General features: G+C 40.6%; 21 protein-coding genes. 11 read left to right on the top strand and 10 right to left on the bottom strand.

The genetic code is table 11. The annotated features are described in order from the left end of the window. Positions 1 to 28 precede the first annotated feature (28 nt). The 7 genes from ABXS85_RS01330 (at position 29) to ABXS85_RS01300 (ending at position 5,698) form a co-directional block, all read left to right on the top strand. A complete protein-coding gene (locus ABXS85_RS01330; RefSeq protein WP_353668252.1) occupies positions 29 to 481 on the top strand; it encodes a pilin in 453 nt (150 codons plus the stop codon). Continuing rightward, the gene (locus tag ABXS85_RS01325; protein WP_353668251.1) at positions 478 to 1,392 is read left to right on the top strand and encodes an ATPase, T2SS/T4P/T4SS family; all 915 of its coding nucleotides are present in this window, start codon (positions 478 to 480) and stop codon (positions 1,390 to 1,392) included. The genes ABXS85_RS01330 and ABXS85_RS01325 overlap by 4 nt, the downstream gene beginning before the upstream one ends. Positions 1,393 to 1,411: 19 nt before the next feature. Further along, complete coding sequence (locus tag ABXS85_RS01320) at positions 1,412 to 2,476, top strand: secretion system protein (RefSeq protein ID WP_353668250.1); 1,065 nt, start codon at positions 1,412 to 1,414, stop codon at positions 2,474 to 2,476. Between the two features lie 485 nt (positions 2,477 to 2,961). After that, entirely contained in the window at positions 2,962 to 3,567 is a 606-nt protein-coding gene (gene coaE / locus ABXS85_RS01315) for a dephospho-CoA kinase (protein WP_353668249.1), read from the top strand. Next, positions 3,564 to 3,782 carry a DNA gyrase inhibitor YacG gene (gene yacG, locus ABXS85_RS01310; RefSeq protein WP_353668248.1) on the top strand — a complete coding sequence of 73 codons (219 nt, stop codon included), beginning with the start codon at positions 3,564 to 3,566 and terminating at the stop codon, positions 3,780 to 3,782. The genes coaE and yacG overlap by 4 nt, the downstream gene beginning before the upstream one ends. A gap of 26 nt (positions 3,783 to 3,808) precedes the next feature. Continuing rightward, the gene (locus ABXS85_RS01305) at positions 3,809 to 5,020 is read left to right on the top strand and encodes a response regulator (RefSeq protein ID WP_353668247.1); all 1,212 of its coding nucleotides are present in this window, start codon (positions 3,809 to 3,811) and stop codon (positions 5,018 to 5,020) included. A gap of 6 nt (positions 5,021 to 5,026) precedes the next feature. Further along, complete coding sequence (locus ABXS85_RS01300; protein WP_353668246.1) at positions 5,027 to 5,698, top strand: HAMP domain-containing sensor histidine kinase; 672 nt, start codon at positions 5,027 to 5,029, stop codon at positions 5,696 to 5,698. Here the strand turns inward: ABXS85_RS01300 and ABXS85_RS01295 are convergent. From ABXS85_RS01295 to ABXS85_RS01280, 4 genes are all read right to left on the bottom strand, one after another. Next, positions 5,695 to 6,321: a GntR family transcriptional regulator gene (locus ABXS85_RS01295; protein WP_353668245.1), complete on the bottom strand. Its 627-nt coding sequence runs from the start codon at positions 6,319 to 6,321 to the stop codon at positions 5,695 to 5,697. The two genes, ABXS85_RS01300 and ABXS85_RS01295, sit on opposite strands and share 4 nt — an antisense overlap. Positions 6,322 to 6,334: 13 nt before the next feature. Further along, positions 6,335 to 7,504, bottom strand: coding sequence for a benzoate/H(+) symporter BenE family transporter (locus ABXS85_RS01290; RefSeq protein WP_353668244.1), 1,170 nt, complete (start codon positions 7,502 to 7,504; stop codon positions 6,335 to 6,337). Between the two features lie 218 nt (positions 7,505 to 7,722). Next, on the bottom strand, positions 7,723 to 8,439 hold the full coding sequence (locus ABXS85_RS01285; protein WP_353668243.1) for a ZIP family metal transporter: 717 nt from the start codon (positions 8,437 to 8,439) through the stop codon (positions 7,723 to 7,725). A gap of 51 nt (positions 8,440 to 8,490) precedes the next feature. After that, complete coding sequence (locus ABXS85_RS01280; protein WP_353668242.1) at positions 8,491 to 8,613, bottom strand: hypothetical protein; 123 nt, start codon at positions 8,611 to 8,613, stop codon at positions 8,491 to 8,493. 109 nt (positions 8,614 to 8,722) lie between these two features. Between ABXS85_RS01280 and ABXS85_RS01275 the strand changes: the two genes are divergently transcribed. Continuing rightward, positions 8,723 to 9,160, top strand: a complete 438-nt coding sequence (locus ABXS85_RS01275) for a pseudoazurin (RefSeq protein ID WP_353668241.1) — start codon at positions 8,723 to 8,725, stop codon at positions 9,158 to 9,160. A gap of 39 nt (positions 9,161 to 9,199) precedes the next feature. On the opposite strand, the gene ABXS85_RS01270 is transcribed toward ABXS85_RS01275, so the two are convergent. Together ABXS85_RS01270 and ABXS85_RS01265 are read right to left on the bottom strand one after the other, a co-directional pair. After that, entirely contained in the window at positions 9,200 to 10,000 is an 801-nt protein-coding gene (locus ABXS85_RS01270; protein ID WP_353668240.1) for a response regulator, read from the bottom strand. A 164-nt stretch (positions 10,001 to 10,164) separates the two neighbouring features. Continuing rightward, on the bottom strand, positions 10,165 to 10,494 hold the full coding sequence (locus tag ABXS85_RS01265; protein WP_353668239.1) for a zinc ribbon domain-containing protein YjdM: 330 nt from the start codon (positions 10,492 to 10,494) through the stop codon (positions 10,165 to 10,167). A gap of 226 nt (positions 10,495 to 10,720) precedes the next feature. On the opposite strand from ABXS85_RS01265, the gene ABXS85_RS01260 reads away from it, so the two are divergent. After that, entirely contained in the window at positions 10,721 to 12,625 is a 1,905-nt protein-coding gene (locus ABXS85_RS01260; protein ID WP_353668238.1) for a TonB-dependent receptor, read from the top strand. 218 nt (positions 12,626 to 12,843) lie between these two features. On the opposite strand, the gene ABXS85_RS01255 is transcribed toward ABXS85_RS01260, so the two are convergent. The 3 genes from ABXS85_RS01255 to ABXS85_RS01245 all read right to left on the bottom strand — a co-directional run bounded on the left by ABXS85_RS01255 (position 12,844) and on the right by ABXS85_RS01245 (position 16,735). Continuing rightward, on the bottom strand, positions 12,844 to 14,733 hold the full coding sequence (locus tag ABXS85_RS01255; RefSeq protein WP_353668237.1) for a methyl-accepting chemotaxis protein: 1,890 nt from the start codon (positions 14,731 to 14,733) through the stop codon (positions 12,844 to 12,846). A 243-nt stretch (positions 14,734 to 14,976) separates the two neighbouring features. Beyond that, the gene (gene yeiP / locus ABXS85_RS01250) at positions 14,977 to 15,549 is read right to left on the bottom strand and encodes an elongation factor P-like protein YeiP (RefSeq protein WP_353668236.1); all 573 of its coding nucleotides are present in this window, start codon (positions 15,547 to 15,549) and stop codon (positions 14,977 to 14,979) included. Between the two features lie 37 nt (positions 15,550 to 15,586). Further along, positions 15,587 to 16,735 (bottom strand): M14-type cytosolic carboxypeptidase, encoded by a 1,149-nt coding sequence (locus ABXS85_RS01245; RefSeq protein ID WP_353668235.1) that lies wholly within the window; start codon positions 16,733 to 16,735, stop codon positions 15,587 to 15,589. Positions 16,736 to 16,766: 31 nt separating this feature from the next. Here ABXS85_RS01245 and ABXS85_RS01240 point away from each other — a divergent pair, with 31 nt between their 5' ends. Next, entirely contained in the window at positions 16,767 to 17,276 is a 510-nt protein-coding gene (locus ABXS85_RS01240) for a hypothetical protein (protein ID WP_353668234.1), read from the top strand. Positions 17,277 to 17,382: 106 nt separating this feature from the next. Then, complete coding sequence (locus tag ABXS85_RS01235) at positions 17,383 to 17,871, top strand: putative 4-hydroxy-4-methyl-2-oxoglutarate aldolase (RefSeq protein WP_353668233.1); 489 nt, start codon at positions 17,383 to 17,385, stop codon at positions 17,869 to 17,871. A 29-nt stretch (positions 17,872 to 17,900) separates the two neighbouring features. Here ABXS85_RS01235 and ABXS85_RS01230 read toward each other — a convergent pair whose 3' ends face one another. Beyond that, positions 17,901 to 18,512 carry a MarC family protein gene (locus ABXS85_RS01230; protein WP_353668232.1) on the bottom strand — a complete coding sequence of 204 codons (612 nt, stop codon included), beginning with the start codon at positions 18,510 to 18,512 and terminating at the stop codon, positions 17,901 to 17,903. Between the last annotated feature and the right edge of the window lie 22 nt (positions 18,513 to 18,534).

Raw genomic sequence — 18,534 nt, 5'->3', positions numbered from 1 at the left:
AGCCTGATACATCTTCAAGGAGTGAAGAATGTCAATGTCTCTTGTTTTTCAACGGGGGTTTACCTTGTTGGAATTAATGGTGGTTATCGCCATTATCTCTATTTTAGCCAGTCTATCAGCCCCATCTTTTAACCGACAAATCGCCAAGGCGAAACTGATTGATGCACAAAATGTCGCTACGCAACACCAAGCCTTAGTTGAAGAGTTTATTTTACTCAATGGGCGCTTTCCATCGAGCGATGATTTTCATCAAATAAAACATATCTTGCCCGATGATTCCATCGTAAAAAACATATCCGTGGCCAATCAAAATAAAGTTCAAGGCGATGTAATCCTTACCTTAAACGACAGCACTGAAATAAATGAAGGTGACATCCTTACTTATCAAAGAGACGCCAATCGCAACTGGGCTTGTATCAGTAATATCAACGCACAGATTTTGCCTCAACAATGTCAACAACAAAACGAGGAGGCAGAATGACACTCGAAGAAATACTGGCAACCGCCAGTCAAGCTGGCTCCAGTGACATCCATATTGAGCAAAGTCAAAATGGCATATCTGTGTTACACAGACAACATGGAAAACTAAGTAAAATGGTGGATTTATCCACTTCTGAAAAGCTGCTCAATCGCATTAAAATGAAGGCAAATTTAGATCTGTCGGAATCACGACGAGTACAAGAGGGTCAATTTACTTTTGTTGATCAAGATAATACTTGGTTTGTACGCGTCAGCATTATGGCTAGCATACGAGGTGAAAAAGTAGCCTTACGCCTATTACCAGAAAAACAGCAATTAGGCTTGAATGATTTGAATATGCCTGCCGCCATACTCGAGCAGTTGAAATTTTGCCTACAAGAGCCCAGCGGTCTAATCCTTGTGTGCGGGGCCACCGGAGCAGGTAAAAGCACCACTCTCTATGCCTGTTTAGATGCTATCAACAGTGGTAAAAAAAGTATTTTCACCATAGAAGACCCAGTCGAGTACGAACTAGCTGGCATATTTCAATGTGAGCCGAATCCGGCCATTAGTTTGGATGCGATTGCTTTATTAAAGGCCTTTTTACGACAAGACCCTGACATTATTATGATTGGCGAAATTCGTGATGCACAAACCGCCAATTTAGCGGTAAGCGCCGCGCTTACTGGTCATTTAGTATTCGCAACATTACATACCAACTCAGCACTTGATGCCATTCACCGTTGTCATACTTGGCAAGTCGATTTCTTTTCTTTAGTCAGTTCCCTGCAGCTTATTATTCATCAATCCATGCACTATAACGATTCCAAGCAACACGCAAAATTCACTGCCATACGACCTCGCTGGCAGGAAATATTCCCCTCCAGTTATGCAGACTTGATTCAATCTAGTGAGCTTTGGCAGGCACTGTAATATTGAAAAAGGAAATAACATGCCTTGGTATCAAGTAAAAATAGCCAACCAAAAAGAGGAAATACATTACGCCAAATCTGCGGCCAGTTTGACGTTTCAGTTTATTCGTCAAAAACAATGGCATGTTCAAATTTGCCCATGGCGGCCTCATTATCTAAATTACGCCACTCTCTTGTTGTTTTATCAAGAAATACAGAGCGCACTGACCTCCGGCTTACAACTACACGAAGCGATAAAGCATCTTAGTATGTCATCGCGAAATAGAAACATATGCTTAATCAATAAAGCCTTACTAAGTGAGCTGAATAAAGGTAGATCCTTCAATAATTTACTGGCCAGTTTATCCTTAACAATGGCGGCACCCTATTGTCAATTAATCAATACAAAAGGTACTCGTGAAGATTGCATACAAAGCTTGACTGTGTCCATTCAACAACTGAATGGCTTATTAAATTGGTCACAGCGTTTATTAAAAGCCTGTGCCTACCCTTTCTGCGTCATTCAAATTGCCTTGGTTATCGCCCTCACTAATACCTATTGGCAAACACCGGATGATAACAACATGGTACTCGCTATGGCAAAACCTACCCTTAGCTACTTAGTGACCTGCACGGCACAAATTTATCTCATATTCATTTTGCGTAATGGCACAGCTTGCTTTTGGCTAGAAAAAATCAGCCCCACCTTTCGATTAGCTAAAATATTCTCCATACTCAGTAATGCCCGCAAAACAGGCAACAGTTTGCAGCAATCCTTATTAAACCTACATACCTTTTTGACTAATCAAAACTGCATAGATCAGAGCTTAGAAATTTATTATCAATTAAAATTAGGGCAGAGCTATGTAGACAGCTTTCCTGAAAGTTGGTTTCCTGGCGAATCCCATATAGCACTGCATTCGGCCGAACAAGATGGTGATTTAGAACGTGCCTTACAACTGGCTGCTCGTAAGCATGAAAACCACTGGCAACAAAAGATTATTTTTTTAGAGAAGTTAATTCCTGCTGTCTGCTTAATGATTGCAGGTAGCTTCGTTGCCAATACCCTTATTGCTATTTATCAGCCCTTGTTTAATCTGAGTTAAGGAAGGCACTAACAAGTCCACACGCTGAAATCAGTGGACTTGTTCGCACCTTCGTTACATGTTGACATCATGTGCAGTATCATTACCGCCACCTTAATTGATAAAAACCATTTTTTAATACCCAACCAACCAATATACCTAACCGACGCGTGTATCTGGTTTTCTCTGCGACCCACTTTGATTATTCATCATCATTCATTGGTCTGTATTGCGTAGTTAAGTGTATGGTTTTCTTTCTTATCTATGCTATCAATAAGCTTCATTATGCTGCGTTAAAGCTTCATGGTGTTAATCTGGGAGATGCTAAATTAACGAGCGTTTTAACCGTTAGGACAGGTATTTTTTCAACTTGCTGGCATACTAGTTTGTGCATCTTTACTGGGAATCTTATATAGTATTTATCAATCTAAGCTGAGAAGGACTAAATTAGCGTTTGACTCTTTTTTGGCTTTTTCAGGTATTGATTTATTCTACATACAGGTTTTATGGCATTAGCACCTCCTATCATTGGCTTGGCCGGCGGCATCGGTTCTGGTAAAAGCACAGTTGCAAAATACTTTCGAGACTTAGGTATTGAAACCGTAGACGCGGACGATGTAGCTCGTTTAGTGGTTGAACCTGGATCTGTCCCATTACAACAGATCCAACAAAGATATGGTGACGGTATTCTTCTAACCGACGGCTCTTTAGACCGTAAAGCCCTTAGAGAGATTATTTTCCATAATGTCGATGAGAAGAAATGGTTAGAAAGCATTACGCATCCAGCCGTTCGAAAAGAGTTACAAAAGCAACTGCAAGCTGCCCAATCAGATTACGTACTTTTGGTTCATCCTCTATTGTTTGAAACAGGTCAAAATAGTTTATGTCACTTTGTTGTTGCATTAGATGTACCACAAGATATCCAGCTAAAGCGTGTTATATCACGTGATCACTGTGATGAATCTACCGCACTGAACATCATTCATTCCCAACTCAGCAACCATGAAAGACTCAACAAAGCTGACTTCAGCCTTGAAAATGCTGGAAATATTAACAAGATGAATGCTAAAGTTTTATCTATGCATGAAAAAATACTAGGTCTGCTCAAATGATACAAAATTCTAGCCTTGTCTCCTGTCCAACCTGTCAAAATAAAACAGCTTGGTCAACTGACAATCCTGACCGTCCGTTTTGCAGTGCACGTTGTAAATTAATTGATCTTGGTGAGTGGGCGAGAGAATCTTATGCTATTCCTCAACAAACCTCTGAAGAAGACGAAATCTTCTCCGAAGACTTAGCAGCCGACCCTAATAAGTCTTTTTTATGATGTATCGATTGGGAACCTAACGTTTTATGGCTCAACAAGATTTTTCGACTAAGAAAGCTCTATTGATTGAAGATATGGCTGAAGCTCGTATTATGCAGCGTAAAATGCTGACAGATTTTGGCTTTACTTCCATTGATATTGCGATGAAAGCAGAAACAGCAATTGAACTGCTGCGCAGCAAGTCCTTCGACGTCATTTTGTCAGATTACAATCTTGGTAAAGGCAAGGACGGCCAACAACTACTAGAGGAAGTTCGCCACTCTAAGCTGATTCCCAACACGGCGACCTATTTGATGGTTACCGCAGAAACCTCCATTGAAATGGTTATGGGCGCTATTGAATATCAACCTGATGGCTACATTACCAAACCATTTTCTCAGGCTATGCTACAACGCCGATTGAATAAATTGTTAGAAACCAAGGAACGCCTTTTCAAAGTAAATAAAGCTTTGGATTCAAAAAAATATTCAGACGCCATCAAGCAAGCCGAAAAAGTCATTGAAAACCATCCTTCACTGGAAGGTAAGTGCGAACGAATTATTGGTGATTGCTTATTAGAGTTACGAGATTACAGAAAAGCCTTTAGCTTATTTGACAAAGTTGCCAAAAGCCGCAAGATGCCTTGGGCCTTATTTGGCAAGGCCAAATGCTATTACTTCACAAATGAACAGGACAAGGCAGAAAAACTGCTGCGCCAGCTTATGTTAGACAATCGCTTTTTCGTTAGTGCATATGATTGGCTAGCCAAAGTACTACTCAAGCAAGATAAGCCAAAAGAAGCTCAAGCAGCCTTAATAGAAGCCATCACCAAATCACCAAAAAATATTTTGCGGCAAATGGAATTAGGTCGCATCAGTTTAATGATTGAAGACAGTATCACCGCTGAAATGGCTTATCGTAAAGCGGTCTTTTTAGCGAAACATTCCTGCTACAATACCTCTGAGGTATATTTAAAACACCTAGAGTCTTTAGCAAGAATTTCTGACGCTGGCACTCTGCTTCCTCGCCAGCAAGATAACTTTGATAGTACTTTAAAGAAAATTCACGAGAACTTCTTTGAAGAACCTGAAACACGTGCTAAATCTTATGAATACGAAATGGATGTTTGTATTGCTAGCGGAGAGACCACTACAGCCAAGCAAATTTTTGAAGTTTGGCTAAGTGAGGTAGGTTCTGCCACGACCACCGCCCCAACCAAGGAACAAAATGACCGTTATGCCAAACTTTTTGGAAATTGATCTAAGATGGAAAAAGTCGACATTAGCACCATATTGGCAAGCGCCATTCATGAGAGCAAAAACCAAGTTGGCACCCTTCTGTACCAATTACAAACGGTGAAAGAAAGCCTTGGCGATAAAGCTCCCCAGAACAAAAAAATCGTCCATATCGAAGAGTCCTTAAAAAAACTCAATGATGAATGGGTAGAGTACCTGTATTTATATCGCTTGGCATCTGACGGCTATGAATTACATCCAGATACCTTTCTTATGGAAGAATTCTTAGACGATCAAGTATTTGCTTTATCATCTTCAGCGAACGCAAAAAAATTAGAGCTGTCCTTTGATTGTGAAACCGGACTGTCCGGCAGTTTTGATGAAAGGCTGATGACAGCAGTCGTCAGTACTGGCGTATACAATGCCTTTCGTTACGCGAAAAGCAGTATATTGCTGTCGGCTTACAAAGAAGATCAGTATCTGATTATAACCGTGGAAGACGATGGCCCAGGCTTTAATGAAGATGAAGAGCATCACCTTGATGCCCTGCTTGACGACAACACTGGCTTAGGCCTGTATTTCGCGGAATTATCGGCTAATGCTCATAGCAAAAATAATAAGCTAGGCTTTACTCGTAAAAGTCAGTCGACGAGACTTGGCGGCGCTTGCCTTTCTATTCATATTCCGCAAAGTCACGATTAATCTTCTACGCTTCTCTTTAAATGTTCAGAGAGTCGTTGTCCCGCCGCTAAAATATGCTTCTCAAGCAAAACTATGGCACTTGTTTTATCCTCTCGCTTAATGCAATCCAACCAGTCCCTATGCTCCTGCTGACTATGTTGGTGATAGTCCAATGGACCAAATTGAAAACCCAAATATCGACTGGCTTGCTGATTAAGAGAGGCTATATTTCTCAATAAAGTATTCCGTTGGCAAGCCTCGTAAATAGCACTATGGAAAGACCAGTTCAAATCGCCTCGCGTCATTAAAGGCAAATTTTTTTGTTCCAGTTTATCCAAATAAGAATGAGCACTTGAAAGATGCTCGACTGTTAACTTTGACCAAGCCAGCTCAAGTGCTAATACTTCCAGTTTGGCCCGCATCCAAGCAAGCTCCTCCGCCTCTTGCCAATTCAACTCAGGAATCATCACCCCAGCTTTGCCATGCGCGACTAACCACCCTTCTCCTTTGAGTTTCAGTAAAGCATCTCGCACCGGTATACGACTGACAGCATATTGTTCTGACAACACACTTTGCCTTAATGGCACTCCTGTCGGTAAGCGCTGGTGCAATATATCTTCTTTTATGACGGCGACTAAATCCATTAAACCACCTTAATTAACGACATTTATTGACTAACAGACATGCAATCCCTAATAAGATTCCCCAAAACGCCGAAGCCACACCAAAAAAAGACGCTCCGGAAACGGTAACTAAAAAAGTAACTAAAGCCGCTTCGCGATACCTATCTTCCTGCATTGCGACTTTTAAATTTGTACCAATCGTACCTAGCAAAGCAATACCCGCCAAAGCCGCTATCATGCTCGCCGGAAAAACAGTAAATAAACCAACCACCGATGCCCCAGCCAAACCCGCTATAGCATAGAACACACCTGCTGAAAGGCCAGCAATATATCGCTTTGCTGGATTCTTATGGCATTCATCACCAGCACAAATCGCCGCAGTAATAGCCGCTAGGTTAAAAGCGAAGCCGCCCAGCGGTGCTAGAAATATAGAAGCCAAACCGGTTGAGCTAATCAAAGGTGACACAGGAGTTTGATAACCACTGCTTCGCAATACAGCCACACCAGGAATATTCTGAGATGTCATGGTAACGATAAACAAAGGAATACCAATACCGATCAAAGCACTAACGTTCCATTCGGGCCACACCCAAATAGGATGTCCAATAGTAAGCGGGATTCCTGTAAAAATAGCCTGATTAGAACGACCTACCACCATCATCACACCTACCAAAAGCACACCAAGAACAGCGTATCTCGGTAACCATTGTTTACTAACTAAGTAGGCCAACAGCATAATCCCTACTAGCCAAATATCCCCTTGCATAGCAGTAAAAATGCTTATACCAAACTGAAACAACACCCCCGCTAACATGGCACAGGCTATAGGTAATGGTACCCAGTTCATCAAACGATCGAACCATCCTGATACGCCGACGATAAGCGTCAAAGTTCCAGCAAAAATAAACACGCCAATGGCCTCTGGATAGGAATAACCAGCCAAGCTTGTCGTTAATAAAGCCGCCCCTGGCGTGGACCAAGCCGTAATAACAGGAGCACGAAACCATAAAGAGAGGCAAAAACAGCTAGCCCCCATGCCTAGACCCAATGCCATAATCCATGACACCACAATGGCTTCGCTCGCTCCTGCTGCTTGTGCCGCTTGAAAGACAATGGCTACCGAGCTAGCAAAACCAATCAATACAGCTACAAATCCAGCGACCACAGCACTCAAGCTAACGTCCTTTAATATTGATACCAGCATCTTGTCCACCTTATTTTACATCCAGCAAATCGCTTACTATGAACCACTATAATCGGACAACACAAAAAAATGTATACATTATTTATACTAAGCATAAATAATCACTTTTTATCTAAAAAAAGAATTCATTTTTACTAACAAACTGAAAGAACGAATATGGGTTTTACAGACAAGATGAAATTTGAAATGAGAGACGCACAAGCTAAAAAACGGTCAGATTATTGGTTCACCATAACATAACCAATAAGACCTAGAGCAAAACCCAAAACAGCCCCGAGTGGAGGTCCCCAATGTTTTGCAAGAACCGCTTGTGGTGCTATGTCTTGAAACACAATGTATAAAATACCACCGGCAGAAAACAGCATGATGCCAGAAATCATACCATGCCATTCAGATAACCAGATGTACGCAGCCATGCCTGCAATTGGCCCGGTTAATGCCAGTAAAAGAAAAATACCAATCACTGTTTTCACACTAAATTGGCGACTTTGCCGTATCTCACGAAAAGCGTTAAAACCTTCAGGCAAATTCTGCATAATAATTAACAAGGTAATTAACATAGCGTCTTTTCGCCCTACTGCCACTGCCGCTCCAAGGGCTAAAGATTCAGGAATAAAATCAGACAACATGGCAATCAGCTGACTCATGGATGAGCCACTTTTGGATAAACGGTAATCCAAGAGCATAAAAATCACACCGCCTAATAAAAACAAACTCGCAGATTGCACAGCATTAAAGTGTTTAATCCCTTCAGGTACTAGAACTAGTGATACTGCAGATAATAAGGCACCACCGCCAAATGCGGTAATACCATGCAAGATTTCTTTTTCTAACCAACGAGGTTTAATCTGTAAAAAGTGTGCAATGATGGCTCCAAATGGCATAGCCATTCCTGCCATTAAAGTGAGAATCAAAGCCCACTGCATTGGTGTCATTTTTATCCCTCAAATCCATTTTATTTCACATCACACTTTAGCAAAAAATGCTTAATGAGAAAGGCTTTCATAGTCACTGAAATCAACACTGACCCAAGCATCCCAACCTTGCCACATCTCAATATCCAGACTTTGTTGTTGTGCTAAGCTCAGAGTAAATAGTTTTTTCAACATGAGTTTCACCCTATTATGTTATGACCATACTAGGATAAGAACCTGAACTAAATACAACAACAAAATTAAATTCAACAAACTAGTCAATAAAAACTATAGATAGGTCGATATGCAACTTTTATCACTTTTTATCGTATCCATTTTCATGATTTCTCATGCAACAGCACAAGATTATCAGGTAGAGATGAAAAACCAGGGGGAACTTGGTTACATGGTGTTCGAACCAAGTTTTTTGCAACTAAAATTAGGAGATACTGTTACCTTTAAAGCCGTGGATCTGGGCCACAATGCCCAGATTATTCGCTTCATGAAACCACGCCAAGCCAAAGCAATCACTGGCGCAATCAATGAAGAAATCACAATGAAATTTGATGTAAACGGATTTTACGGCGTAAAATGCCAGCCTCATTTCACTATGGGTATGGTCATGTTAATCAAGGTGGGTGACTCAGATTCCTCTGAACTCATCATTCCACCAAGCTTACCGAAATACGTGAAAAAGCGATTTATGGAAATTGCTCAACAACATTCTTTGCCATTACCCTAACTTGTATTAATAACAGCGCACTAGCTACAGTTCTCTTCGTTAATCTTCAAAATCAAGTGACTCAAGTTCTTGCTCTACCGTGGCATGCTTTACACCTTCCAAGGTAAGAATATCCATCAACTCAGTGAGTTGATTAATACTCTCCTGCTGGCTGGCATCCGCATCAAGATTTACGGCGACATGGCACATGGTATTAGATGACGTGGAATAATCCGCTGTTTCAATACGTACCGTGTTATAAACCAGCTCGGTCACTTTAAATGTTCCCCTTTTACCTAAGGAAAATTTAAAAGCAACACGACATTTAGCAAAAAGTTTAATTTCATCTGAATAAGGCAACTCAATCAGTATGCCAGTTTTACTCAGATTTTTGATTGAACCTTTTTTTGACTTTTCTAAGTCAAACGACACTTCTAGACTATGAGGAGGTAAATCCGTAATACGTGCGCTACGCCTTTGTTCTGATCCATACCAAGCACGACGAATAGCTTCTTCTAATCGTTCTGATGTAAAGGGTTTCACCAAATACTGAGTCACACCTTTCTGAATAGCATCAACAACAGATTCTTTGCTGTCTTCCGACGTCATCATGATAAAAGGCGTGTCTTTCAATTTCGAATGTGAACGAACAAATGACAGCAATTGAAAGCCGTCGAGATGAGGCATATCTAAATCCGAGATGATAATGTCTACGGCTTGTTTCTGTAAAATCAGTTTGGCTGTTAGTCCATTGACAGCAGATAAAATTCTTTGGCTTCCTAGTTGATCATAAATAGTACTCTTCACCACCGATCGTATAGAAGGACTATCATCAGCAATCAAAAAACTAACATTTTTCACTTATATTCCTCATGCAAACGCTTTGCAACAATGAGAGAACTTAAACGTCTATCACGGGAAAATGTTAACAAAAATAAACTGAATACGGCAAGATATTTTCATAATCACTAATCAGATTAAAAACTTAGCTTAAATCAAAATAAGTCAAGAAAATCAAACTCAATCTAATTCAACTTCTTCACAAAGTGTGCAGAAATAAACATTTCACCAGCCCCATCTACACGACAGTCCAACTGATGATCTTTAGCGTCTTTAATTCGTCTAACCAAGGCTTTCGTGCCTATTTTCAACACTTGAGAACGACCTTTCACTCTTAAGTCTTTTATAAGCGTTACCTTGTCACCTTCTGTCAAAAGGTTACCATTGGCGTCCACTAGCTTAACACTCTCTTCCTCATCCGGATTCCATTCATAACCACATTCGGGACAAATCAATAGTATGTGATCTTGATATACGTATTCAGATTGGCAACTTACGCAAGGTGGCAATGACATGATTTTTCTCAAAAAACTGGATATTTGTGCTGCTATGTTAGCACAGTAACAGAACTCATCTCGCAATACGTCTTCCTAAATACAGCATTTTAATGTCAGTAATTTGTATACATTGCACAAAGCGGAACACAATGTTGCAACAACCAAATAGGAATTAATGCAATAATGAGAACAATTAACATTTAAACAAAAAAACACCACACCCATACTTGGAGTTTCTTTCATAATGAAAAAAAACTGTGTACTGACGTTCACCGCTATGGCCGTCGCCATTTCCAATGCCGCTCTTGCTGAAGAACAACTAGATAACCTTGTTATCACTGCCTCTGGTTTTGAGCAAGAAACCACAGAAGCGCCTGCTTCCATTAGTGTTATTACTGCAGAAGACATCGAGAAAGGCGCTTATCGCGACCTTGCAGAAGCCATCGAAAGCGTGCCTGGGGTTCAATTGGCTAGAGCCACTCAAGCATCAGGAGCAGGTTCAACAAACATTCAGATGCGTGGGCTTGCACCTGATTACACACTCTTTATGATTGATGGACGTCCTCAAACCTCCAGAGAAACCAGAGCAAAACGAGCTGATGGCTATGATCAAGAATGGATGCCACCACTTTCTATGATAGAGCGAATTGAAATCATTCGTGGCCCGATGTCTACTCTATATGGTTCAAGCGCAATTGGCGGTGTAATCAACATAATTACAAAGAAAACCAGTAATGAATGGACTGGTGCCCTTCGACATGAAGTTGTAATAGCCGAAGGTAGTGAATTTAATGATTCTAAAAAGAGCTCCGTTTCTTTATCTGGCCCCATTCTAAAAGACGTTTTAAGTGCTCAAATAAACATTGGATACTATGATCAAGAAGCCGATGAGATTGAAGATGGTAATCCAGAGAAAAAAATTAACAACTTGAACGCTAAGTTTAATTTAGTAGCAAACGACAACCATACTTTCGGACTTGATCTGACTAAAATTCATCAAAAAAGACTATTTGAGGAGGATGATGAAGAACAAGAAAACGAAAAAGAATCCATTGCTTTAACTCATTCAGGTAAATATGGGCAAATTACAGACTCCAGTTATATACAAATTGATACAACCAAAAACTTAAAAGACGACTTGAATCGAACAAATGAAGTAAAAATTCAAAACACTCTTTTAAGTAGCACTTGGATTTTACCAACTGAAGAGCATATTACATCCGTTGGTGGTAGCTATAATGATGCACAACTTAAAGACGAAGATAACCTTTCTTCTAGCGGCCTAACTGAGCTATCCAACAACCAATTATCTCTATTTGCAGAAGATGAGTGGTATATGACAGATCAATTCTCATTAATCACAGGTTTACGCGCCGACAAAAATGAGAATTTCAAAAACCATTTGAGCCCGAAGATATATGGTGTCTTTTCTGCTACAGAAACGCTAACTTTAAAAGGTGGCGTATCCACAGGCTATAAAGCCCCCAAATTAAGACAATTGTCCGAAGATTGGGCAATCCGATCAGACAATGCAACAACATATGGTAATGCAAGCTTAAAACCAGAGTCCTCTGTTAATACAGAAATCAGCGCTATTTTTGAAAATGATAAACTATTAGCTAGTATTACTGTGTTTAATAATCACTTCGAAGATAAAATCGAGAATGGAAACTGTTCTGAAGCAGAAATTGAATGCCCAAGTGGAGTAGGTACAAGGGACCGAGGCTGGTATAATGTTGACGAAGCTGAAACCAAAGGCCTAGAGATTTCTGGAAAAGCTTACTTAACAGACGCTGTATCAGCTTCTCTTAGCTACACCTACACAGACTCAGAAATACTGACAGGTGATGACAAAGGCTCTCCGCTAACCAGCATACCGCTTCATATGGCTACTGCCTCTGTCAATTGGTCTGTGAATGATAAGCTGAAAGTATGGACCAGCTGCACCTATTATGGTGAAACCAATGAAGAAGAAGATCCAACTCCTTCTTACAAATTAGTAGACTTAGGTGCTAACTACACTATCAACAAACATTTGAGAGTCAGTCTTGGTATGAACAACTTCCTAGATGAAGAGTTTACCGACGAAGAATACGGCTTTGTTGATCACGGACGCGAATACTGGGTTGCATTAGATGCTTCTTTCTAAGTAGCTAATCGAAATGTCATAACACCTAAACCCTCTGACAAATTCCTTGTCAGAGGGTTTTCTTTTACATAGAGTCAGTGCATTTACACTAAAGACATATAGTCAAAATACACTTATAAAGGATAAAAAAAACGGGCAATCAAACTGGCCCGTTTTTTTTGATCAGATGTCCCATCCTAAAATAGTAAACATGCTATCGCATGTCCATTACACCCAAACTACAATTTAAACTTATCTACTTGGCCTCTCAGGTTTTCTGCCAGTTCTTTAAGTTTATTGGCTTGCGCTAATCCCTCGCCCATTTCATCTTGTAATTGAGTGGACACTTCGCGAATGGCATAGGTATTTTGGCCTATCTCACTGATCACACTGGTCTGCTCTTCCGCCGCCGTAGCAATCTGCGCTGTCATGCCATTAATCATATCAATAGATTTTGCGATTTCCACAAAGCTACTACCTGATTTTTCCGTATCCTCCACACTAGTAGAAGCCAACTTATGACACAAAGCCATCACATCTACTGCTTTTGCAGTTGTGGTTTGTAAACTGGAAATCATAGAAGAAATTTCTTCAGTAGAAGTATGAGTACGCTGTGACAACACACGCACTTCATCTGCCACTACAGCAAAACCTCGACCTTGTTCTCCCGCTCGTGCTGCTTCGATGGCAGCATTCAACGCTAATAAGTTGGTCTGTTCTGCGATATCGCTGATTGTGGAAACAATCGAATTGATTTTATCGCCTTGTTGATTCAATTCGGTGATTACTTCTGTTGCCAAAGTTACTTCTTGCGCCAACTGATTGATAGAGGACAAACTGGTTTTAGCAAGAGCTTGACCACTGCTACTGACTTCTACCGTATCATTGGCCTGTGACGCTGTTTGTTCAGCATTGGTAGCAATTTCCTGTGTTGCCGTTGTCATTTGTTCAACTGCCGCCACAACCGATACCATTTCATCCTGCTGACGGTTCAATCGCTTGGTACTTTCAGCAACGGATTGAGCACTGCTTTGAGACTGCTCAAATAGAATATTACTTAACTCATCTATATTCTTAATAATGTCTCTCAACTTCAACACAAAGGCATTGAAATTATTGGCCAGTTTACCCACTTCATCTTGGCTTTTCGTATCAATCGTAACAGTCAAATCACCATCGCCTTGAGCAATATCCTCTAGAGCAGTTGATACTTTTAGCAAGTCAGTCAGTAAATAACGAATTAACAAACTCAATATCACTGTCGATACTACAATCAACACAATAACTGTAATGATTTGATATAACATTAGCTTTTGAATAGGAGCCAATAAAATAGATTTATTGCCCAATGACACCATGGACCACTCAGTCCCCTCGATACGTACAGACGACATCAAATAATCAGCATCATTAACACTGACTTCGTCTAAAGCCTCGGTACGAATATTTTCTTGGATTTGCGCTAAATTCAGTTCCGACTGCAGTTCTTCCAACGGCTTGTTATTTAAACTACCATCTGGGTAAGAAATAATATTGCCTGAATCAGACACAATAAAAGCCAAACCATTGCCTGGCGCTTTTAAACTGGATACCACTTCATTGATACCTGTTAAGGCAACATTGGCCGTTACTACACCCAAAAATTTACCATCAGATTGAACTTGATCCACCGCTGACAAAATAAACACTTTAGAAGTCGCAGCAAAAAAAGGTTCGGTAATGGTAGGAGCATTAGAATTTGCTCCCACTTGATACCAGTCACGAGCTTTTACATCATAACCTGCTTTTGTATTCTTACCATTTACACGGTAAGCGTCTCCCTGATCTGTACCATACAAAACACTAATAAAATCACCAGCAATCTTACCTTGAATTAAAGCATCGACAATGGCTTGATCATCCGTAGGATCACTTTCTATGATTTTTTTCATAGACAGCACTACTTGTTGCTTGCCCTCCAACCAGCTGCTAATTCGACTCGCACTACTCACGCCATACTGATGCATACTGATCTCTAAATCATTTAGGATCTGATTACGCATTGAAGTGATGGAGATCAGCGCCAAGACACAAGCCGCCACTACCAGTGTAGAGCAACTGGCTAAGATTAATTTACGATGCAACGTCATTTTAAACCTCAAATTGACAAAGAATCCCTGTGTTAACAACTGTTTATAGGAAAACACAGTTAGAAAGAAAGCTACTATTGCACCTTGAGACAATATAACCCTCTCTCAGTTCTACTCGATTAAAAGTAGCTAAGCTGCTATTAATCACTTTGCTAGGGAAGACATCTTAAGATGTTATTGCTCCTGCGCCCCTAAACTATCCTGATTTCCTGTCATATTGCTGATGAACGATATGAATGCCTGTTATTTTTCTGCGCGGCCAGCAAATTTACGCTCGTCAATATTAACTTTAATGCGATCACCGGTTGAAATGTGCTCAGGCACCTGAACCACTGCACCGGTTGAAAGTACGGCGGGCTTAGTTCGCGATGTTGCCGAAGCGCCTTTAATAGACGGATCCGTTTCAATAACCTCCAACTCAACATTGGTTGGCATGTCCAATGCGACAGGTATATCATTGACCAACACCACTTGAATGCCACTGGTTTCTTCATTTAAGAATAGAATATCTTCTTCGATACTGCGTTGATTTAAGTTGTATGGCGTGAAATTCTCACTGTCCATAAAGACATACTCTTCGCCATCTAGATAGGAAAACATGACAGGACGACGAATCAAATCCGCCAGATTGATCATGTCAGAATCCTTAAAAGTTTCATCCAATTTTCGACCCGACACCACATCATACATGCGCATGCGGTATAAACTACCACCTGCACGTCCTTGCGGGACTGAGCGTTCAACGTCTTTCACTATGTAGGTTTTGCCTTCGAATTCAATGGCAGCATTTTTTTTGATTTCACTTGCCTTTGGCATGTTTATCTTCCTAATAAATCAACAACAAAAAGTGAGGTTAGACCTTCATGTAGGCACTATGAATAACTTGATATATTGGATAAAGTACATCCGCACCTAATATTTTCGCTCTTTCAGGAGACCATCCTACTATGTCATCGGGCAAATTCTGATTATCTTTAAAAGGCATTTCTAAGGTAAATGACAAACAGCGATATGTTTCACCTACCCATTTGGTGGCAACGGTCAAATTCGCCTCTCCAAACTGATCTGCTGCATAGCCAATATCGGTCTGAAAATCTGGACTGACCACTTTAAAAACATCTTCAAACAAGGTTTCCATGCCTTGCATACGTGCATCAAAGGACGGAATACCTTTACAACCATCAACAAAGTTAACAGGCAAAGTTTCATCACCATGAATATCCAGAAACAAATCCACCCCGGTTTCCGCCATTTTCGTCTGTACTGCCAAGACTTCTGGACTGAATTCTTGAGTTGGATTTTTCCACTCACGATTCAAATTTACACCTTTAGAATTAACCCGTAAGTTACCATGCACTGCCCCATCAGGATTCATGTGAGGCACCACATAAAAACGACAACTTTGTAATAAACTGCGCGCAATTGGGTGAGATTCATCAAAAAGACGTTCCAACAATCCTTCTACAAACCACTCCGCCATGGTTTCTCCAGGATGTTGTCTGGCGATAATCCAAACATTCTTTGCCAAACCTTGAGTTTGACTAATTTCCAACATAGTAATATCACGACCTTCAGCCGTTTCACCAAGATGATGCGTTATACAATCTTGATGACTCGCCGCCCACGCTATCATGTCTAAATGGCGCTCATAGCTGTATGGTGCGAAATAAGCATAATAAATGCTGTCCTGTTCTGGCTGATGACGAATCACTAATTTTCCATCTTGATAATCGGTCGGCACGCGAAACCATTCTTCCCTGTCATAGGATGCGACAGCTTGATAATCCACCCATCCGTCCGGATAAGCTGCCTCACTGGCATTGTCAAAATAAATCACACATTCTTCACCCATGCCTCCTTGAAGACGGAAATAAAACCACTGCAAAAATTTAGAGTTTGTATCATGAGGGATCTTTACTCTAATATTGTCCGGCTCTAAGGCATTAATAACAGAGATATTTCCACCATCAAATGCACTGCTGATCTTGATTCGGCTGGTCATTTTTCTTCCTTAACAAGCATGGTTCTAAATTATGGCAAGTTTACCTATATTCATCACAGCTGTCGCCAACTCTCCTGACGATCCTACTTTCCCTTTATTATTTACTTGGTCAACCCATGACGCTCAAGTGAAAGAGGTCCTAGTCATACCAGATGATGACTGGCTTCATCATTATACAATTGAGCCAAATGCTCAGGATTTGGACGAACAACAGCTTTATGAATTCGGTTTTGAAGCCAGTGATATATTGGCTGAATGGACCAATGAATTTGACACAGATGTCATTTATGCACTGGATCCAGAAATGCTTTCTAAATTAGTAGAAGCCACTTACGATACCAAAGCTTTAGACCCAAGCTTTGAGATACTTAGTATCCATCAATGGTTTAATGAACATGGTGTCGATCTAAACGAAGCATTTGAAGATCAAGGACAACATTCTGCCCTGCATCTACTTCCACCAGACGAATTGATCGTGCAATTACTGCAGATCGCCGCCGAATACGAGTTAATTGATACCAGTGAACTGAATCCAGAATAACTTTTATCACCTTTGTCTATACTCATTATACTAAGACGAAAGTGGTTAAATTCTGATAGTGCTTTTAAAGTCAAAGAACAATAAATCCAAAAGATGAGGAAAGCTTATGAAAGATTTACTGCCCGATTTATGTGATCTCTATCCAAAAGAAATCGACATAGCCGAGCCAGTTTTTCAATCGTTTGGTAAAAAGACGCATTTTTATGGTCAAGCTGTTACTGTGGCTTGCTTTGAGGACAATAGTCGAGTTCGCGAGTTAGTCAGTCAAGATGGTCGTGGCAAAGTAATGGTAGTGGATGGCGGCGGTAGTAAACGTCGTGCCCTATTAGGTGATATGTTAGCAGAAAAAGCGGTAAATAATGGCTGGGAAGGCTTTGTCATCTATGGCGCCATTCGTGATGTGGCGGCTCAAGCCGAATTAAACATTGGCATTAAAGCATTATGTGCTCACCCCATGCCCACTGAAAAACGTGGCTTAGGAGACATAGGTAAGGCCTTAAGTTTTGCTGGCATTCATATTGAATCGGGTGACTTTATTTACTGTGACCTAAACGGGGTTTTGGTTGCCAAACATGAGCTTGCTCTACCTCAATAGAGCAAGCGCTTAACATCCTCAAACACCAATCAAAGTGCAGCCATAGTATGGGTAAAGAGACTACGGACACCATTAACCAGCATTTGAACAGCCATCATTAATAACAACATCCCCATCAATCGTTCGAGGGCAGCCAAGCCCTTCTCTCTCAAAATGCGATTCAATAAAGGTGCCAAGGCTAAAATCACCACAGAGATTCCCCAAGCAGCAAAGACAGAAATTAATAAACCCGTTTGTTGTTGTGGATAGCTTTTTACCATAACCAACAAAGTCGCCAAAGTAGATGGACCTGCTAGCATAGGAATAGAGATAGGAACAATAAAAGGCTCTAGGGGTTGATGTTTATCTGCTTGAACCACGCTGGGAAAAATCATTTTTAAGGCAATGACAAATAGCACCACACCACCAGCGATCGAAATCGACTCGGTTTCCAAATGCAATAAAGCCAAAAACTCTGCCCCGAAAAACAAAAAGCACACTAGAATGACCAAACCAATGATGCCGTCACGCAGGACGATTTGCGATTGGCGTCTTTGCGCCACGCCTTTCATGGCTGCTAATAAAATAGGAATATTGCCAAAAGGATCAATAACAAAGAGAAATAACAAGGTAGCGGAAAGTATGGAAAAATCGGTATTCATAGGGTTTCGTTTTATTCAATTT

Source organism: Marinomonas sp. THO17 (genome assembly GCF_040436405.1).
Lineage (GTDB): Bacteria > Pseudomonadota > Gammaproteobacteria > Pseudomonadales > Marinomonadaceae > Marinomonas.
This window is presented reverse-complemented; position numbering and strand designations above follow the sequence as displayed.